Source organism: Mesorhizobium sp. M0618, from assembly GCF_040320765.1.
Lineage (GTDB): Bacteria > Pseudomonadota > Alphaproteobacteria > Rhizobiales > Rhizobiaceae > Mesorhizobium.
On record NZ_JAMYQH010000016.1, the window covers coordinates 116,770 to 135,352 of the forward strand.

Annotated in this window: 18 protein-coding genes; 13 read left to right on the plus strand and 5 right to left on the minus strand. The window is 64.0% G+C overall.

Going from position 1 to position 18,583, the window contains the following annotated elements:
- Positions 1-7: 7 nt before the first annotated feature.
- A complete protein-coding gene (locus NKJ04_RS18460) occupies positions 8-859 on the minus strand; it encodes a mechanosensitive ion channel family protein (RefSeq protein ID WP_352440995.1) in 852 nt (283 codons plus the stop codon).
- A gap of 242 nt (positions 860-1,101) precedes the next feature.
- Here NKJ04_RS18460 and rsfS point away from each other — a divergent pair, with 242 nt between their 5' ends.
- The 10 genes from rsfS (at position 1,102) to NKJ04_RS18510 (ending at position 10,684) form a co-directional block, all read left to right on the plus strand.
- The gene (gene rsfS / locus NKJ04_RS18465) at positions 1,102-1,479 is read left to right on the plus strand and encodes a ribosome silencing factor (protein ID WP_013529073.1); all 378 of its coding nucleotides are present in this window, start codon (positions 1,102-1,104) and stop codon (positions 1,477-1,479) included.
- Positions 1,480-1,506: 27 nt separating this feature from the next.
- The gene (rlmH, locus tag NKJ04_RS18470; RefSeq protein ID WP_023811784.1) at positions 1,507-1,989 is read left to right on the plus strand and encodes a 23S rRNA (pseudouridine(1915)-N(3))-methyltransferase RlmH; all 483 of its coding nucleotides are present in this window, start codon (positions 1,507-1,509) and stop codon (positions 1,987-1,989) included.
- 124 nt (positions 1,990-2,113) lie between these two features.
- Positions 2,114-3,451 (plus strand): murein hydrolase activator EnvC family protein, encoded by a 1,338-nt coding sequence (locus tag NKJ04_RS18475; RefSeq protein ID WP_352677039.1) that lies wholly within the window; start codon positions 2,114-2,116, stop codon positions 3,449-3,451.
- Positions 3,452-4,783 carry a S41 family peptidase gene (locus NKJ04_RS18480; RefSeq protein WP_023811786.1) on the plus strand — a complete coding sequence of 444 codons (1,332 nt, stop codon included), beginning with the start codon at positions 3,452-3,454 and terminating at the stop codon, positions 4,781-4,783.
- Between the two features lie 211 nt (positions 4,784-4,994).
- Entirely contained in the window at positions 4,995-6,173 is a 1,179-nt protein-coding gene (locus NKJ04_RS18485; RefSeq protein ID WP_352677040.1) for a divergent polysaccharide deacetylase family protein, read from the plus strand.
- A 156-nt stretch (positions 6,174-6,329) separates the two neighbouring features.
- Positions 6,330-6,845 (plus strand): RNA pyrophosphohydrolase, encoded by a 516-nt coding sequence (locus NKJ04_RS18490; RefSeq protein ID WP_352554282.1) that lies wholly within the window; start codon positions 6,330-6,332, stop codon positions 6,843-6,845.
- Positions 6,846-6,921: 76 nt separating this feature from the next.
- Positions 6,922-8,061 carry an alanine racemase gene (gene alr, locus NKJ04_RS18495; RefSeq protein ID WP_352611373.1) on the plus strand — a complete coding sequence of 380 codons (1,140 nt, stop codon included), beginning with the start codon at positions 6,922-6,924 and terminating at the stop codon, positions 8,059-8,061.
- A gap of 272 nt (positions 8,062-8,333) precedes the next feature.
- Positions 8,334-8,750, plus strand: coding sequence for a nucleoside diphosphate kinase regulator (rnk, locus tag NKJ04_RS18500; RefSeq protein WP_352677042.1), 417 nt, complete (start codon positions 8,334-8,336; stop codon positions 8,748-8,750).
- Positions 8,751-8,764: 14 nt separating this feature from the next.
- Complete coding sequence (locus NKJ04_RS18505) at positions 8,765-9,307, plus strand: GreA/GreB family elongation factor (protein WP_352677044.1); 543 nt, start codon at positions 8,765-8,767, stop codon at positions 9,305-9,307.
- Between the two features lie 120 nt (positions 9,308-9,427).
- Positions 9,428-10,684, plus strand: coding sequence for a D-amino acid dehydrogenase (locus NKJ04_RS18510; protein WP_023811792.1), 1,257 nt, complete (start codon positions 9,428-9,430; stop codon positions 10,682-10,684).
- Positions 10,685-10,688: 4 nt separating this feature from the next.
- On the opposite strand, the gene NKJ04_RS18515 is transcribed toward NKJ04_RS18510, so the two are convergent.
- From NKJ04_RS18515 to NKJ04_RS18525, 3 genes are all read right to left on the minus strand, one after another.
- Positions 10,689-12,848: a phospholipase D-like domain-containing protein gene (locus tag NKJ04_RS18515; RefSeq protein WP_352677046.1), complete on the minus strand. Its 2,160-nt coding sequence runs from the start codon at positions 12,846-12,848 to the stop codon at positions 10,689-10,691.
- The gene (locus tag NKJ04_RS18520; RefSeq protein ID WP_023811794.1) at positions 12,845-13,288 is read right to left on the minus strand and encodes a phospholipase A2 family protein; all 444 of its coding nucleotides are present in this window, start codon (positions 13,286-13,288) and stop codon (positions 12,845-12,847) included. Before NKJ04_RS18520 ends, NKJ04_RS18515 begins: the two co-directional genes overlap by 4 nt.
- Positions 13,289-13,486: 198 nt before the next feature.
- Positions 13,487-14,368 (minus strand): LysR family transcriptional regulator, encoded by an 882-nt coding sequence (locus NKJ04_RS18525; protein WP_023811795.1) that lies wholly within the window; start codon positions 14,366-14,368, stop codon positions 13,487-13,489.
- 375 nt (positions 14,369-14,743) lie between these two features.
- Between NKJ04_RS18525 and NKJ04_RS18530 the strand changes: the two genes are divergently transcribed.
- Both NKJ04_RS18530 and NKJ04_RS18535 read left to right on the plus strand, forming a co-directional pair.
- Complete coding sequence (locus tag NKJ04_RS18530; protein WP_023811796.1) at positions 14,744-16,240, plus strand: CoA-acylating methylmalonate-semialdehyde dehydrogenase; 1,497 nt, start codon at positions 14,744-14,746, stop codon at positions 16,238-16,240.
- 314 nt (positions 16,241-16,554) lie between these two features.
- Positions 16,555-16,854 (plus strand): hypothetical protein, encoded by a 300-nt coding sequence (locus NKJ04_RS18535; RefSeq protein WP_023811797.1) that lies wholly within the window; start codon positions 16,555-16,557, stop codon positions 16,852-16,854.
- Positions 16,855-16,908: 54 nt separating this feature from the next.
- On the opposite strand, the gene NKJ04_RS18540 is transcribed toward NKJ04_RS18535, so the two are convergent.
- The gene (locus tag NKJ04_RS18540) at positions 16,909-17,559 is read right to left on the minus strand and encodes a GntR family transcriptional regulator (RefSeq protein WP_245486341.1); all 651 of its coding nucleotides are present in this window, start codon (positions 17,557-17,559) and stop codon (positions 16,909-16,911) included.
- 111 nt (positions 17,560-17,670) lie between these two features.
- Here NKJ04_RS18540 and NKJ04_RS18545 point away from each other — a divergent pair, with 111 nt between their 5' ends.
- The gene (locus tag NKJ04_RS18545) at positions 17,671-18,564 is read left to right on the plus strand and encodes a dihydrodipicolinate synthase family protein (protein WP_128305321.1); all 894 of its coding nucleotides are present in this window, start codon (positions 17,671-17,673) and stop codon (positions 18,562-18,564) included.
- The last annotated feature ends 19 nt before the right edge of the window (positions 18,565-18,583 follow it).

Below are 18,583 nucleotides of genomic sequence, written 5' to 3' on the forward strand. Positions count from 1 at the left end.
CAACCGACTATTGTCGACGGGCTTCCGGTTGGGGCGCTTCCGGTGGCGGCAGCGGGATCGATATGCCTTCGCTATCGAATTCCTGTTTGGCGCGCTTGGTGAGATCGGTCTGGGTGGCGAAGAAGTCCGCCGACGAAGTCCAATAGCGCAAGGCAATCGAAACAGTGCTGTCGCCCAATGTCGAGACGAAAGCGATCGGTGCCGGCTCACGTTTCACTCGCCGTTCGGCCGCGGCAATGGCAAGCAAGGCTTTCTGCGCCCTGTCGATGTCGTTCCAGGAGCCGATGCTGAGTATGATGTCGCTGCGGCGTACGCCGTTGCGCGAAAAGTTGCGCACCGGCTGGTTCCACAGCGTCGAGTTCGGCGCCAATATGTAGACCCCGTCGGCCGTCCTGAGCTTGGTCGCGAACAGGCCGATCTCCTCGATCGTACCGGCGATCGAACCGACCTCGACGGATTCGCCGATGCGGAACGGCCGCAGCGCCAGAAGCATGATGCCGGCGGCGATGTTTTGCAGCGTGCCCTGCAACGCCAGGCCGATGGCGAGGCCAATGGCACCGATCGCGGCAATGATCGAGGCCGTCTGCACGCCGAACTGGCCGAGCACCATGATGGTGACGAGGATCAGGATGGCGTAGCGGACGATCTTCGAGAAGAAATGCCGTAACGTCGCGTCGAAACCATGGATATGGCCGAGACCAGCGAAGATCGAACGTTCGGCAAGACCGGCGACGATGTAGCCGACAATCAAGAGGATGACGGCACCGATGGCCGAGAAGGAGTACGAAACAATCAGCGTGCTCAGTTGGGCGAGGCCAGCCTGGACGCTGAGAAAAGCGTTTTGCGGGTCGATCGGCATGGGGGAAATCCGGTTGGTCGGTGAGCCGATAACCCATGCGGGCGGTGAGGGTTCCGATCTTTTCCGGCGTGCGGCGGAACCACAAGAGCGACAATACGTTCGTGCGAGGCAGGGTCCCGTCTTGAAACTGTCAGGGAACTCTGCCTATCTAAGTGGTGTCACCTGCTTCAAAGGGTGATTCGGTTGTTCTTGCTGCGAAAGGAAATACACTGAGAACAGCACTGCGGAAGAAGGCCGATATCATGCCTTCGCCGGCCAGGATCAGCGTAGACGACGCCGTGTCCCGCGCCATCAAGACAGTCCTTGCCAGTCTGGAAGACTCCAAGGCCGAAAACATTGTCTCCATCGACATCCAGGGGAAATCGAGCCTCGGCGACTACATGGTCGTCGCTTCGGGCCGATCGCACCGTCATGTCGCGGCTGTCGCCGATCATCTTCTCAAAGCGATCAAGGATGCCGGTCTCGGCACCGCGCGCGTCGAGGGGCTATCCGGCGCCGACTGGGTCCTGATCGATTCTGGCGACATCATCGTCCATGTCTTCCGCCCCGAAGTCCGCGAATTCTACAATCTCGAAAAGATGTGGCAGGCGCCGGACCTCGAGGAAGAAACGCTCCACTAAGTCGTTCGCGCGGCTTACAAGGCGAGGATGAAGATATCAGTTCATGCCGTGGGCCGGATGAAAGCCGGCCCCGAAAAGCTGCTGGCCGACCGCTATTTCGAGCGTTTCGCCAAGAGCGGCCCGGTAGTGGGGCTTGAATTTGGCGGCATTGCCGAGATTGCCGAGGGGCGCGGCCAGACCGCCAACGAGCGGCGGCGTGAGGAAGGCCAGAAACTGCAGACGCAGTTGCAGCCCGGAACCGCTTTGATCCTCCTTGACGAACGCGGCAAAAGCTTTTCCTCGGAAGATTTCGCCGGGCGCCTCGGCCTGTTGCGTGACGGTGGCCGCAAGGCGTTGGTCATCGCCATCGGCGGCGCCGACGGCCACGATCAGTCGCTGCGCGACCAGGCCGAACTAGTGATGTCGTTCGGATTGCTGACATGGCCGCATCAACTGGTGCGCGTGATGCTGGGAGAGCAGCTTTATCGTGTGGCCACCATCCTTTCGGGACATCCCTACCATCGCTCGTAAACCGGTGAATTGGTGCGACACACCCGGATTTCCGCCCCAATGCCGAGGCAAGATTGCATCGAGTGGGCGGTTTCGAACATGGTTGATTGTTCGTTAACGAAGCCACGCATAGAGTCGGGCTTCAATGTCTGAAGACAGCAAATCAAGAACGGGCTCCTGGCGCGCGCGCTGCGGCATCGCGGCGGCGGTACTTGTGCTGTCGCTGCATGCGGGGCGGGCGGAAAACACGCTCGACATGGCTCCCGATCCGGATCAGAGCCGGGCCGAATATGAACGGGTCTCGAAGGAGATCACGCTGTCGTCGGAACGATTGGCCAAACTCTCCGCCGATATCGCGACGATCAAGAAGGATCACGCCTCGATCACCGCCGCATTGATCCAGTCGGCGATGACCGAGCAGAAGCTCGGCCAGGACATCGAGGACATCGGCGCTCGGCTGGAAGGACTGAAGGGCCAGGAACAGAAGATCCGCGCCTCGCTGATGGCGCGGCGCGACGTTCTGGCCGAAGTGCTGGGCGCGTTGCAGCGCATGGGCCTCAACCCGCCGCCGGCGATCCTGGTCAAGCCCGAGGACGCGCTGTCGTCGGTGCGCAGCGCCATCCTGCTCGGCGCGGTGGTACCCGAACTGCGCCAGCAGACCGATAGCCTGCTTGCCGATCTCAAGGAACAGACCAGGATTACGGCGTCGATCGAGGCCGAACGGGCGCGGCTGACAGCGGCGGTCGGCGACCAGACGGCGGAAAAGAAGCGGCTCGGCATGCTGCTGGAGGCCAAGCAGAAGCTCGAAGCCGACACGCAAACGCAAATGGCCGCGGAAAAGCAGCGATCCGAAGCGCTGGCGGCCAAGGCCGGCAGCCTGAAAGAGTTGATCGCCTCGCTCGAAGCGCAGGCCGACAAGAGCCGCAAGGCCGCCGATGCGGCCAAGGCCGCCGAGCAGAAGACGGCGGATGGCGACAACGCATCTGCGCCGGCGGAATTGGCGTCGCTGCCGGTGCCGGAAGGCAACCAACTTGCCGCCGCGGCACCCTTTTCAGCCTTGCAAGGACAGATCGCGCTGCCGGTGACCGGCCGCATCAAACGGCGATACGGCGCCGATGACGGTAACGGCGCGGTGATGCTTGGCGACATGGTTGCGACACAATCGGGAGCCATCGTTACCGCGCCGGCGGATGGAAATGTGCTTTATGCGGGGCCGTTTCGCTCTTATGGTCAACTCTTGATCCTGAACGCAGGCGACGGCTATCATGTCGTTTTGGCGGGGATGAGCAGAATCAGCGTCGCGACCGGTCAATCAGTGCTTGCAGGAGAGCCGATCGGTGCGATGGGAGAGGCCCGGGTGGCGAGCACCTCGGTTTCGAAGAATGGAAATGCCACGCCGGAACTCTATGTCGAGTTCCGCAAGGATGGAAAACCCGTCGATCCGGCCCCATGGTGGGCGGACCGTTTTTCTGGAAGGACGTGAATAATGCGGAAACTGTCGCTTCTGTTTGCCGGTGCGCTGATGGGCGCGTCCGCCATGAGCCTGGTCTATGGCGCACCCGGCTCGGCGGCGAACGCTGCAGGGTCGGAGACCTACAAGCAACTGGCGATCTTCGGCGATATCTTCGAGCGGGTGCGGGCACAGTATGTGACACCGCCCGACGACAAGTCGCTGGTCGAGAACGCCATCAACGGCATGCTGGCCTCGCTTGACCCGCACTCCTCCTACATGAATGCCGAGCAGGCGCAGGATATGCGCGTCCAGACCAAGGGCGAGTTTGGCGGCCTCGGCATCGAAGTCACCATGGAGAATGATCTGGTCAAGGTGATCACGCCGATCGACGACACGCCGGCCGCCAAGGCAGGCGTGCTGGCCGGCGACTACATTGCCAAGATCGATGGCGAAGAGGTTCGCGGCCTGACCCTCAATGATGCGGTCGACAAGATGCGCGGCCTGGTCAACACGCCGATCAAGCTGACCATCCTGCGCCAGGGCGCCGACAAGCCGATTGAACTGACGGTCGTACGCGACATCATCAAGGTCAAGGCGGTCAAGTTCCGGGTCGAGAACGACATCGGCTACATGAAGATCACCTCCTTCACCGAAAAGACCTATGACGACCTCGAGAACGCCATCGACACCATCAAGAAGCAGATTCCCGACGACAAGCTGAAGGGCTACGTTCTGGATCTCCGCCTCAATCCGGGTGGCCTGCTCGACCAGGCGGTGAGCGTGTCCGATGCCTTCCTCAACCGCGGCGAGATCGTTTCGACGCGTGGCCGCGACCCCAAGGACGTCACCCGCTTCGACGCCAAGCCCAAGCAGGTCGACGACATCAACGGCAAGCCGATGATCGTCCTGGTCAATGGCGGTTCGGCCAGTGCCTCGGAAATCGTCGCCGGCGCGCTGCAGGATCTGCGCCGCGTCACGGTGGTCGGCACGCAGTCCTTCGGCAAGGGTTCGGTGCAGACCATCATTCCGCTCGGCGAGAATGGTGCGCTCAGGCTGACGACGGCGCTCTATTACACGCCGTCCGGCAAGTCGATCCAGGGCAAGGGCATCACGCCCGACATCAAGGTCGACCAGCCGCTGCCGCCGGAACTGCAGGGCAGGGACCTGACGCGCGGCGAATCCGACCTCAAGGGCCATATCAAGGGCGCCGATGAGAGCACGACCGGTTCGGGCTCGGCAGCTTATGTGCCGCCGGATCCGAAAGACGATCTGCAGCTCATCTATGCCGAGCAGCTGCTGCGCGGCCAGAAGACCGATCCGGCCTTCCCGCCCAATCCGCAAAAGGCGGTTCTCAACCAGTAAGGATCTGGAGCGGCCACGCGCCGCTCCATCTTTCTGTTTGAGCCTGATGGAAGCAATGCGATGCTGCCGGGACCGAAAGGTTCCGGCAGTTTGATTCGGGGGGCGAGGCAAAGCTCCCAAGACATGGCGCGGGGTGCGCCGGGATTGATGAATTCGCGCATGTCTTTTCGAAGCGGCTTCGCCTTCGGAGCCATGCGCCCGGGGATTAGGCTTGGCTGATATCGGCAAGGACATCGAACGCCCGCTCGGACAGGCAGTCCGGTCGCCGCGCGCCGCCGGCAAGCTCAGCGGCGGTGCGATCATGGCGACCGTGGCCGTGCTGGCGGTGGCAGGCGTCTCCGGCGCGATCGCGCTCAGGGAAAAGCCGTTTCGAAAGCCGCAAGAGGTTGCAGTTTCAACGCCGAAAGTGACCGCGGCGGCCGAACCTGCCCCTGCGCCGCCTGCATTGGCCCCGGCGGCACCGAAGCCGGAGGCGCCGGTCAAATCAGGCGGGCCGCAGATCATCCATGTGCAGACGGAGGAGGGCGATGGGCCGCCCAAGGCAGCGATCGTCATTCGCGATCCGTCGACCATCGGCCAGAACCTGAAGATCGCGCACATTCCAGACAAGGCGCTGATCGAAGCCAGCGAGACCGGGCCTTTGCCGGTGCGCGCCGCCGATGGCAGGCGGCCGTTCGACGTCTATGCGCGGCCCTGGTCGGGCGGGCGCGGCGCACGGGTGGCGATCGTCATCGGCGGGCTTTCGGTTTCGCAGACCGGCACCCAGGCGGCCATCGCCAAGCTGCCGGCGGAAGTGACGCTGGCTTTCGCGCCGCAAGGCAACAGCATCGGCCGCTGGATGCAGGCAGCCAGGCAGAGCGGCCACGAGATCGTCATGCAGGTGCCGCTCGAACCGTTCGACTATCCCAAGGTCAATCCGGGACGCAACACGCTGACGGTGGCGGCGAGCGCGGATGAGAACCTGAAAAGCCTGCACTGGGCGCTGTCGCGGACGACCAACTACACCGGCGTCATGAACTATATGGGCGCCCGCTTTTCCGCCGACGCGGCGGCGATGGAGCCGTTCATCGCCGAGCTCGGCAAACGCGGCCTCGCCTATATCGATGACGGCTCGTCGGCTCGCAGCCTGGCGCCGGACCTGGCGCTCAGGGATGGCGTGCCCTTCGTCTCCGGCGACATGGCGATCGATGCCGTGCAGGATCGCGGCGAAATCCTGAAGAAGCTCGACAGCCTGGAGGCGACCGCGCGGGCCAAAGGCACTGCCGTCGGCATCGGTTCGGCCTTCGACCTGACGGTCGATACCGTGTCGTCCTGGGTGGTCGAAGCCAAGAAGCGCGGCATCGAGATCGTGCCGATTTCAGCGGTGGCCATTGACCCCCAAAAAGGCTAACAGCCGTCTTGATAATTCTACTCCGGCGGGCATCTGGCGACGTTTTCTGCGCTTCCGGTGCTCACGTACTTTAAGTACGCTCCGCTCCGGTTCTCGAAAACGCTCGCCACCTGCCTCACCGGAGCGAATTCTCAAAACGGCTGGACCCCATCACGCATGGCTAAAAAGATTGATCGCGAAACGCTGCCTTATCGTCCCTGTGTCGGGCTGATGATCCTCAATGCCGAGGGCCTTGTCTGGGTCGGGCACCGGATTGCCGAACCGGACAGCGAATTTGCCGGCACGACGCAGCTCTGGCAGATGCCGCAAGGCGGAATCGACAAGGGCGAGGAGCCGCTGCAGGCGGCCGAGCGCGAACTCCATGAGGAGACCGGCATGCGAGGCGTCTCGCTGCTGGCCGAGGCGCCGGACTGGATCAACTATGATTTGCCGGACCATCTCGTCGGCATCGCCTTCAAGGGCCGGTATCGCGGCCAGACGCAGAAATGGTTCGCCTTTCGCTTCCACGGCGACACCAGCGAGATCCAGATCAACCCGCCGCCGGGCGGCCACACCGCAGAGTTCGACGAATGGGCATGGCGGCCTATGCAGGATTTGCCCGACCTGATCGTGCCGTTCAAGCGCCATGTCTATGAGGATGTGGTGGCGGCGTTCCGGCATCTGGTGCAATAGCCGCTATACAACAACCGCGGTTGCCGCGCCGGCCCGGCGGTCCTATTGATGTATCCACTCCACGCGAAGGGTCGCCATGAACGACGCCCCCCAAAAGCCGCCGCCAGAAGAGGTCACCGCCACAAGCGAAGTGGCGGCTGGGGCCATCCTCACCATCGATCTCGGTGCAATCCGTGAAAACTACCGGCGGCTGAAAGCGCGGTTGGGCGATGTTCGCTGCGCTGGTGTGCTCAAGGCGGACGGCTACGGCGTTGGCGCCGGCCAGGTCGGGGCGGCGCTGCTGCGCGAAGGCTGCGATGTCTTCTTCGTTGCGCTTCTGGGCGAAGGCGTCGCCCTGCGCCGCTCGCTTGGTCCGGGCCCTGCCATTTTCGTGTTGAACGGCGTTCCGTCCGGTGCCGAGACGGACGCCGTGGCAGCGGACGTTTGCGCTGTCATTAACAGCCCCGAGCAACTGGTGGCCTGGCGTGTGGCGGCTCGCCGCGCCGGCCGAAAACTGCCGGCCGCGATCCAGGTCGACAGCGGCATGTCGCGGCTCGGCATGGCGCCCCGGGATGTGGAGCGCGTTGCCGCCGATCCGCAGGCCTTCGACGGCATCGACATCCGGTTCGTGATGAGTCATCTGGCTTGCGCCGACGAGCCGGAGCATCCGGCCAATGAACGGCAGCGGCTGGCGTTCGAGCGGCTGCGCGCAATGCTGCCGGCGACGCCAGCCTCGCTCGCCAATTCGTCCGGCATCTTTCTCGGGCCATCCTTTCACTACGATCTCGCCCGCCCCGGTGCCGCCCTCTACGGCATCAATCCGACGCCGGCCAAGCCCAATCCGATGCTGCCGGTGGTGCGGCTTCAGGCAAAGGTGGCACAGACGCGCAGCGTCGAAAAAGGCGCCGGCGTCGGCTATGGCCACACCTATCATGCGCAAGGCCCGCTCAGGCTGGCGACGATTTCGTTCGGCTACGCGGATGGCTGGCAACGCCGCGCCGCGTCCGCCGCCTGGTTCGAGGGCGTGCGGCTGCCTTTCCTCGGGCGGGTGTCGATGGATTCGATCATTCTCGACATTTCCGCCCTGCCGGCCGGCAGGCTGCGCGAGGGTGATCTCGTCGAACTGCTCGGTCCCTCGCAAAGTGTCGACGACGCTGCCGGCCATGCCGGCACCATCGGCTACGAGATTCTGACCAGCCTCGGCTCGCGCTTCCATCGGCGCTATGTCGGCGGTTGAGCGGTTTGGCCACGCTTGACAAGCGGACGCCTGTCGGCAAGGCTCCTTGCATGAGCAACCCAGCTTATATCAGAACCTTGTTCAGGGTCTGCCCGATCGCGGGATCGTAGCCCCGGCGCGGCCGCCTTTTGGCGTCCGTCCGAACCGGGGCATTTCTACCTGATCATCATTCCCGAGCCAGACAGCTTCGCGGCTGCCGGCTTTTCATCAAGCCACCGTTCGTGCGGCGGCAGGCGCGCGTCTGTTCGATGCGCCAACTCATGAGGTTTGCCATGCAACATGCAACAGGATTGCGTCCACCGAGCCGGCTTCTGGTCAGCGATGCCGACCACCACAGGCTCACGGGCCTGGCGCGGGCGTCGCTCGACCGCGTCCCCGAGACGGCCGAAGAACCGCTTTCGGAAATGGACCGCGCCATCGTCACGGCAGCGGCTTCCATGCCGGCCAACGTGGTGCGGATGGGTTCGACGGTGACAATCCGCAACGATGGCGGGGAGCGCATCACACTGGTCTATCCCGGCGATGCCGACATCAGTGAAAACAGGATCTCGGTGCTGACGCCGTTGGGGACGGCGCTCATCGGCGCCACCATCGGGCAGACAGTGCGCTGGAGCAGTCGTGGCGGCCGGGAACTGTCGGCGACCATCGAAGTGGTCGATGCGCCGGCCTGCGGGCGGGAAGGGTCCTGATCATGGAAACGGCGATGACAGGCGCGAATTTCCGGCTGACGACAAAGGACTTCGCCGTCCTCGAGATCATGTTGGAGCGTCGGCGGGCTTTCGCGGATCCGATTGTTCCAATGCTTGAAGACAAGCTTTCCAAAGCCGAGGTCGTCGCGATCGATTCGGTCGGATCCGATATCGTGACGCTGAACAGCAGGCTGGTGTTTCGTGTCGATGCCGGCCCTGCCCAGACCCGGACCCTGGTGCAGAACGAGGTGCGCGGTCCGGTCGGCTCCAGCCTGTCGATCATGACAAGGCGGGGGCTTTGCATGCTCGGCATGGCCGAGGGCCGGACTGCATGGATCGAACAGGCCGACGGCAGGCGGGAGTCGGTCCTGGTCGCAACCGTGCTCTACCAGCCGGAGGCCGCGCGGCGTGCCGTCAGGGAGAGATCCCAAGTCGAGGCGCGACGGCCGCATGGGCTCACCCTCGTCTACAGCGCCGCAGCCGATTGGCGGCCCCTTGGCGAAAGGGCCGGAATGCGGCAGACAGGGGATGACGACCCCGGTCCCACGGCGGCGTGAACAGGCAACACTGCACGATCCCGAAAGTCGGCATCGATTTTCGCCGGGGATCGTGCGCAAATCGGAAATGCGGCCGCGTCCAGGCGTCCCTAGGACGTGCGGCGCGGCAAGGAGTGAACGATGAAGATCATGGTGCTGGGCGGCGGCGTCATCGGAGTGACCACGGCGTACTTCCTTGCCGAGGCCGGCCACGAGGTGACGGTTCTCGACCGCCAGAAAGGCCCGGCGCTGGAAACCAGCTTCGCCAATGCCGGCGAGATTTCGCCCGGCTACGCCTCGCCCTGGGCCGGACCCGGCATTCCGCTGAAGGCGATCAAATGGCTGCTGATGAAGCATGGCCCGCTGGTGGTGCGGCCGGCCTTCGACCCGCATATGTGGACATGGCTGATCAAGATGCTGCGCAACTGCACGGCCGAGCGCTATGCGATCAACAAGGCGCGCATGGTGCCGCTCGCCGAATACAGCCGCGACACGCTGAAGGCGCTGCGCGAAGCGACCGGCATCGCCTATGACGAGCGTACCCAGGGCACGCTGCAGCTGTTCCGTACGCAAAAGCAGCTCGACGGCACCGGCGGCGATGTCGAGGTGCTGAAGAAGTACGGCGTGCCTTACGAGATCCTCGACCAGGACGGCTGCATCGCGGCTGAGCCTGGCCTTGCCGGGGTGCGCGAAAAGTTCGTCGGCGGCCTCAGGCTGCCGCACGACGAGACCGGCGACTGCAAGATGTTCACCGACAGGCTGGCCGAGCTTTGCGTGGCGCGCGGCGTCAAGTTCGAATACGACGTGACGATCTGGCGGGTCATCCGCAGCCGTAACCGCATTGCCAATCTCAGCACCAGCAAGGGCTGGAAGGCCGCCGACGCCTATGTGATGGCGCTGGGCAGTTATTCGGCAGGTTTCATGCGCCGGGTGAAGCGGCCGATCCCGGTCTATCCGGTAAAGGGTTATTCGATCACCGTGCCGATCAAGGACGCTGCCGCGGCGCCGGTGTCGACGGTGATGGACGAGACCTACAAGGTGGCGATCACCCGGCTCGGCGACCGCATCCGGGTTGGCGGTACGGCCGAGATTTCCGGCTTCGACCTCAGGCTGCACGAATCGCGGCGGCGCACGCTGGAACACTCGGTCGGCGATCTCTTTCCGGGCGCCGGCGCGATGCGGGACGCGACGTTCTGGTGCGGGCTGCGGCCGATGACGCCGGACGGTCCGCCGCTGATCGGCCGCACCGAGCTCTCCAATCTCTATCTCAACACCGGCCACGGCACGCTCGGCTGGACCATGGCTTGCGGCTCGGGCAAGGTGCTGGCCGACATCATCTCCAGCCGGGTGCCCGACATCGACGTCCGCGACCTCGCGCAGGAGCGCTATCTGCGGTAGAAGGTCAGAACGCCTGTCGGACCCAGTCCTCGTCGAACAGCAGCCGGTAGGCCCACGGTATCGTCACATTGGTGGCGACCGGGTTCGAGTGGGCGACATAGTCGTCATAGATCGGCTTCATCCTGGTGTAGAAGGCCGGATCGAGCACCATCATGCCGTTCTCCGAGTCGTGAAAGAAGCTGCGGTTGTTGAGATTGACCGACGAGATGGCGACCAGCCTTTCGTCGATCATCATGATCTTGGAATGCAGCACCACGTCAGGCGACTTGAACTCGCGGATGTTGATGCGGTCGCCATATTTCTCGACGAACAGCTTGTTGAGCGCGGTGAGAAACTTGCCGCCGATATCGCCCTTGAGATCGATGCGGCCGACAATGTCGATCCTGACGCCGCGGGCGAGCGCCCGGTCAACAGCCTGGGCAAGCTTGGGCGTCAGGTTGAGGTAGGGGTTGACGATCTGGATATGGTGCCGGGCGGCGTCGACCAGCTCGACGAAATAGTCCTCCAGCGCATGACCATCCTCGTAAGGCACCGAAATGAAGTGTCGTGCCGTGCCTGACGGGCGGGCGCCGTCGGACCGGACCGGAATGGAGAAGGGGCGCGCCAGATTGGTGTCGGCGTCGCGCAGCCACATTGTCGAAAGATGCGCAGCCAGCGTTTCGACCGTGGCCGGATCGGCGAACTCGATGTCGAAGTCGCTCCAGTTCGAATAGTAGTTCAGCGAAAACCCGTCGGTCTTGTCGTATTGCTCAAGGTCTGGATAGCGCGACAGATCGATCGGCTGGTGGAACAGGAAGCCGTCATGGATGTTGCGGCCACCGATGATGGCGCGTGAGCGCCCGGGATCGTCGGCAAGCGTTGCCAGCATCTTGACGTGATGGACCTTGTGCAGTTGTGAGGTCTGCTCGTCGATCGGCGCGCCATGGTCCGCCCGCCAGCGATATTCTTGCAATTCGACATTGGGGAATTCGGCGGCCAGCCGGTGCAGCAGGGCGTCGTCCTTGTCGCGCTCCAGAACGTCGGTGACGATGATGCGGACCTTGGTGCCTAGTGCTGCATGATGGCGGATCAACCGCTCGATGATGCGACCGGAGAAGTCGGCCTTGAACTCCAGCGACGACAGATAGATCAGCTTCAGCCTTGGCGCCCTGGAGAAATCGAGCGGCAGTTCCGGGTCGCCCTTGTCGATGGCGCTGTCGGACAGTGGTGCTCCCATCAGCGCCTCGACCTTGGCGTTGAAGCCGTCGCGCGATTTGCGCAGCAGGCGCGGCTTTCCGATCGGCAAGGCACAGGTCTGCGAGAGCCAGCGGCTGGCATAGAAGGCGCGGCTGAGCGGATCGAGGCCGGTTGGGTCTGGCGTCGGGCAACGCTCGTAGCGGCTGTCGAAGGCGGCGAGAGCCGGATCGGCGGTCTCTTCGCGCTGGATGGTGAGCGGCGCGCCGGCCGGGGCAAGGCTGGAGCGGATCCTTGCCGTGCAGCGGTTCAGGCCGTCACTCGGGAACAGGCTGACCGTGTCGTCCTCGCCGGACAGGCGAAAGCGGAATGCGGTGCCCGTGGCGATTGTGCGTGAACCGCCGCCGGCACGGATCGCCAGCGAGCCGTCGCAGGTGCCCTCGATGTCGGCCGGTTGCTTTCCAGCCTGGCGCAGCACGATCTCGACGCTGCGCGCCTGCAGACCGGAGAAATCGAAGATCCTGGGCGTCGAAGGCTGCGCTGCCGCATCGATGTAGAGCGTCTGCCGCGACACCCGCCAGCGTCCGTCGAAATGGCCGTCGCCGCTGCTGCCGCTGGCCGGCGGCAGATGCGTTTCGGCAACCGGCCCGGCCAGTTGCTGCAGTGTCCGGTAAGTCGCCTGGAAATCGCCATTGCGGATCTCATAGCGGTCGTGACCGAAAGGGCCGGTGCCGTTGGCGCGGTCCATCGCGCCGAGCTGGTGGTGGGCGAGCAGCGCCAGGAACCGCTTTTCGTAGTCGCTTGTGCTGGCGTCGCCGAAAAACTGCGCGGCGGCGATCTGCGGCCCGGGTGTCCTGGCCGATAGCGAGGGTCGAGCGCAGGCCGTCTGGCCTTGCAGGAGATCGCAGGCACTGCGACCAGCGCCGCCGGCACAGCCGCCAAGGGCGGCCAGCCCGAATAGAACGAGGGCGACAGATGCGCGGCCCTTCACCCGGCCGCTCCGGCATTCAGGACGCTCAGTTGCGCCGGGTCACGCGGCGGCATGAAGCCCTGCGGGAAGACCTTGCAGACGGGGATGGCGAAGGTGGCGATCAGTAATTCGGCCTCGCCGCGCATTTTGCGCGGCGCTGTCTTGTCGTCGCGTATCGCTTTCGCGGAGGTGACGAGGGCGCCATCGCAGTCACAATGGTTGTGGCGGGCGATGTAACAGGCGTCATGCGTCCGGCAGGCCGTGTCGAGGCGGTTGACCGGCCGGAACGACAGATCGCCGGTGCGGGTGCCGGGGCCGCAATAATTGCCGAAGACGAAAGGCGAAGGCCGCGCCATGGCGTTGCGGATCGGTTTGGGCAGTTCGGCCTCCGGGACCTTCGTCCACGGATTGGCGCAAGCGGAAACGAAAAGCAGCGGCAGGATGGCAAGAACGGCTCGCATGTCTATCCGCGCCAGCTTTCTGAAAGATGTCCCTACGCGGCGACCGCGCGCCTGATGCCACACTCGCCGGTTTTGTGGCAAGGAAAAGGCGCACGGCTAAAGCGCAGCGCGTTTGAAAGGATTCATGCGATGCGCTTTAGCGTCTTTGTTTATGCATGTCGTTCTCCCAAAACCGAGATCACTTTTGGGCGACATGCATCAGACAAACAGGTTTCGCTCCCGCTCCACTGCCTTGGTGATGAAGCTGGCAACGATCTGGACGCGGCGCAGCGGCCTGACCGATTCGTGATAGACCAGCCAGTAGGCACGGCGGATGGGCGCGACAGCATCGACGGACACAAGTTCCGGCATCGAGCGGGCGACGAATGTGTGCAGGATGCCGATGCCGGCGCCCGAGCGCACCGCTTCGGCCTGGCCGAGGGCCGAGGAGATGGCGAAGCTGGTGCGCCAGTCGGCGCTGAATTCGGCCGCGTAGTCGAGCGAGGGACTGACGATGAGGTCCGGCACATAGCCGATCAATGTGTGCTGGCCAAGCTCGGCGGCGGTTTGGGGCAAACCATGCACGTCAGCATAGGCGCGGGAGGCAAACAGGCCGAGCGAGTAGTCGACCAGCTTTCCCGCCACCAGCCGACCCTCCGTCGGCCGCTCGACGGTGATGGCGATGTCGGCCTCGCGCCGCGACAGAGAGAAGGAGCGCGGCACCGGCACCAACTGGATCGTCAGCTCGCGGTGCAGGGCGGTCAGCGCGCCAAGGCGCTTGGCCAGGAAGGCGACACCAAACCCGTCCGGCGCGCCGATGCGCACCGTGCCGGAGACATCGTCGCCTTCGCCGGCAACGGTCGAACGTGCGGCGATCATGTCGCCTTCCATGCGCTCGGCAATGTCGAGAAAGCGCTCGCCGGCAGGCGTCAGCTCGCTGCCGGTGGTCAACCGGCGAAACAGCTTTGTCCGCAGCGCATCCTCGAGTGCGGCGATGCGGCGCGAGACAGTGGCGTGGTTGAGCTCCAGCCGTTTGGCCGCGCCAAGGATCTGGCCGGCGCGCGCCACGGCGAGGAAGATGCGGACGTCATCCCAGTTCATGGGGATGGTCCGATCTAATGACGAGCGTCGCGTTCCCGCCCACCCCCCTCTGTCCTGCCGGACATCTCCCCCGCAAGGGGGGAGATTGGCAGCTCCGCTGACAGAGCCTCTTTTGCGGAGCTGAAGATTTGCGAAAGCGACCGCTGCATCCGATCTCCCCCCTTGCGGGGGAGATGTCCGGCAGGACAGAGGGGGGTGTGACGAAGCTCAACCTTGAGAAATCCTGTAAAGACGGGCGCACCCTATCATTTGCGGCAATTGATGCACAGGTGCCTCTCGCTATCTACTTTTCGCACAACGGTTGCGTTCTCACTCGCGTTGCCATCCGCCGGCCAAAGGCGGACAATGCAGCATCACAAACAAGGGAGAGAAATCATGATCGACTATGGTCATTTCATCGGCGGCAAGCATGTCGCCGGGACCAGCGGCCGCAAGCAGGATGTCATGCAGCCGATGGACGGCTCCGTGCGCGGCACGGTGGCGCTGGCCTCGCAGGCGGAACTGCGCGCGGCGGTCGAGAATGCCAAGGCAGCGCAGCCGAAATGGGCCGCGACCAACCCGCAGCGCCGCGTGCGCGTGCTGATGAAGTTTCTCGAACTGGTCGCCCGCGACTATGACGAACTGGCCGACATCCTGGCGCGTGAGCATGGCAAGACGATCGCCGACGCCAAGGGCGACATCCAGCGCGGCCTCGAAGTGGTCGAAGTGTGCATCGGCGCGCCGCATATGATGAAGGGCGAATTCACCGACGGCGCCGGCCCCGGCATCGACGTCTATTCGATGCGCCAGCCGCTCGGCGTCGTCGCCGGCATCACGCCGTTCAACTTCCCGGCAATGATCCCGCTGTGGAAGATCGCGCCGGCCATCGCCTGCGGCAACGCCTTCATCCTGAAGCCTTCGGAGCGCGATCCCGGCGTGCCGATGCGTATCGCCGAACTTTTCCTCGAAGCCGGCCTGCCGGCAGGCATCCTCAACGTCGTCAATGGCGACAAGGACGTGGTCGACGCCATCCTCGACGATCCCGACATCAAGGCCATCGGCTTTGTCGGCTCGACGCCGATCGCCCATTACATCTATTCGCGCGGCACGGCCGCCGGCAAACGCGTGCAGTGCTTCGGCGGTGCCAAGAACCACATGATCATCATGCCCGATGCCGACATGGACCAGACCGTCGATGCGCTGATCGGCGCCGGCTACGGCTCGGCCGGCGAGCGCTGCATGGCGATCTCGGTCGCCGTCCCGGTCGGCAACGATACCGCCAACCGGCTGATGGAAAAACTGATCCCGCGCGTCGAGAGCCTGAAGGTCGGTCCTTCGACCGACTCTTCGGCCGATTTTGGCCCGCTGGTGACGGCCCAGGCGCTGGAGCGGGTCAAGGGCTATGTCGACACCGGCGTCAAGGAAGGCGCCAAGCTGGTCGTCGACGGCCGTGGCTTCTCGATGCAGGGTTATGAAGACGGCTACTATATGGGTGGCTGCCTGTTCGACAACGTGACCGCCGATATGCGCATCTACAAGGAAGAGATCTTTGGGCCGGTGCTCTCTGTTGTGCGCGCGCCGACCTATGAGAGCGCGATCAAGCTCGCCAACGATCACGAGATGGGCAATGGCGTCGCCATCTTCACCCGTGACGGCGATGCTGCGCGCGACTTTGCAAGCCGTGTCCAGGTCGGCATGGTCGGCATCAACGTGCCGATCCCGGTGCCGATCGCCTACTACACCTTCGGCGGCTGGAAGGCATCTTCCTTCGGCGACCTCAACCAGCATGGCCCGGACGCGTTCCGCTTCTACACCAAGACCAAGACGGTGACCTCGCGCTGGCCGTCCGGCATCAAGGACGGTGCCGAATTCGTCATCCCGACGATGAACTGAGCCGGACGACTTCTTGGTTGCGCGTCCTCGCCTTCGGCTGCGGTCGCGCGGGCGGGCATCAAGGACGGTGCTGAATTCGTCATCCCGACGATGAACTGAGCGGACAACAAATTGGTTTGGATTCAACGCTCGGGCGCTCGCGCCCGGGCGTTTTTTTGCAATCGGTGGCGACCCTATCCGTTGAACGCTAATGTGATGGAACCAAGTAGCATCTGCCGTCTTGGTTTGCAGTCCTGCCGCAAGGAGGTACGGCAGATCAAGCAACGGCGCTGGCGACAGCTTCGGGGACATCGTTTGGCGCAAGGAGGTGTCAGATGACCCGTCTTGTGGCAACGCTATTTTTCGCGGCGGTTTCCGCGTTTCCGGCCGCCCCGGCGATGGCAGAGCAATGCGCGGCCCGTGCGGATATGATCAAAGCGCTCGGGGAAAAATTCCACGAAAGCGAAGCGGCGCGGGGCCTGGTCAACCCGAGCCTGATTCTTGAGATATTCGTCTCCGACCAGGGCACCTGGACAATTCTTGCCACCGACACGCATGGTCAGAGCTGCGTCATCACGGCAGGCGAAGGCTGGGACGGTCCGTTGATGGCGGCGGCTGCCTTGCCCGGGACTTAACCCGAGCTTCGAGGAAGCGCCAACGACGAGAGCGCAGCGGATATAAAAGGACGTTCAGCGCGTGGCGGCCGTCTCGGCGTGGCCGCGCAACAGCGCCATCAGGCGTTTGGCGTCCTTGGCCGCGGCCTCCTCGTCGCCGGCAAGGATTGAGCGGATCAGCGCTACATGGTGCTCGGCGGATTCGGCAAGACCGGTTTCGGCCTTGTAGCGGAACCAGAAGCGGCGGCTGTGGGTCTGCAAGGGGGCGGCCAAACGGGCGGCGAAGGGATTGTCGGCAGCCAGCGCCAGCGCTTCGTCGAGAGCCTTGTCGGCCTGGATGAAGGCAAGCACATTGCCCGAGATCACCGCTTTCTGCATGGCGAGCGCTGCTTCGTGAAACAAGTCGGCGGCTTCGCGGGTGACGAAGCGGGCGGCCGAGCGGGCGAGCACCACCTCGACGCCGCGACGTGCATCGAGGACGCGCAGCCAGTCGCCGGCATGGAGCGGGGCGATGGCGATCCCGGCGCGCGGCCTGATGTCAAGCAGCCCTTCCCAGGCCAACCGCTGGATCGCCTCGCGCACTGGTGTCCTGCCAAGCCCGAGCCTGTCGATCAGAGCGCCCTCGGTGACGAAGCTTGCCGGGGCCAGTTCGAGCGTGACGATCATGTGCTCGAGCACATGGTAGGCCCTGGTCGCGGCTGGCTCCGCCGAGGTGTTTGCTGCCATGGCTATCAAATGCGCTCTCCTGATATATCTTGAATATATCATAACGGAATCCGCATTGACAGCGGGTTTGTTAATAGATATACCACTGATATATCAGATGGAGAGATGATCATGTGGACCGGAGTTTTTCCTGCCGTCACGACCAAATTCACCGCGGATGATCGTCTCGATCATGCCGAGATGGAGCGCTGCTTCAGCCTGCAGATGGAGGCCGGCTGCGACGGCATCATCGTCTGCGGATCGCTCGGCGAGGGGCCGATGCTGTCGCCCGACGAGAAGATCGAGGTGCTGAAGACCGCACAGAAGGTCGCCGGCAAGAAGCCGGTGCTGCTGACCGTCAACGAGGCCGGCACACGCGAGGCGGCCAGCATCGCCAAGCGCGCGAGCCGGGAAGGCGCCAATGGCCTCATGGTCGTGCCGAGCCCGATCTACCACACCAATGCGGAAGAGACGGTTGCAGCGCTTCGTGCGGTCGCCGAGGCGGGCGACCTGCCGGTCATGATCTACTCGAACCGGCTCGCCTACCGTGTCGACGTCACCGTCGACCAGATGGAGGAGCTGGCGTCGGACAAGCGCTTTGTCGCGATCAAGGAATCCTCCGACGACATCCGTCGTTCGACCGAGATCATCAATCGCCTGGGCAACCGCTATGACCTGTTCACCGGCGTCGACAATCTCGCCTTCGAAGCGCTGTCGGTTGGCGCCATCGGCTGGGTGGCCGGACTGGTCACCGCGTTCCCCCGCGAGACGGTCGCCATCTACCAGCTGATGAAGCAGGGCCGCCGCGAGGAGGCGCTCGCCATCTACCGCTGGTTCCGGCCGCTGCTCGATCTCGATGTCTCGACTTACCTGGTCCAAAACATCAAGCTTGCCGAAGTGTTCGCGATCAACACAAATGACCGCGTTCGCATGCCGCGCCAGCCGCTGTCTGGAGAGCGCCGCAAGGCTGTCGAGAAGATCGTCAAGGATGCGCTCGCCGTGCGGCCGACACTGCCGCAGTTCTGAGCTGGTATGAAGCGAGCGG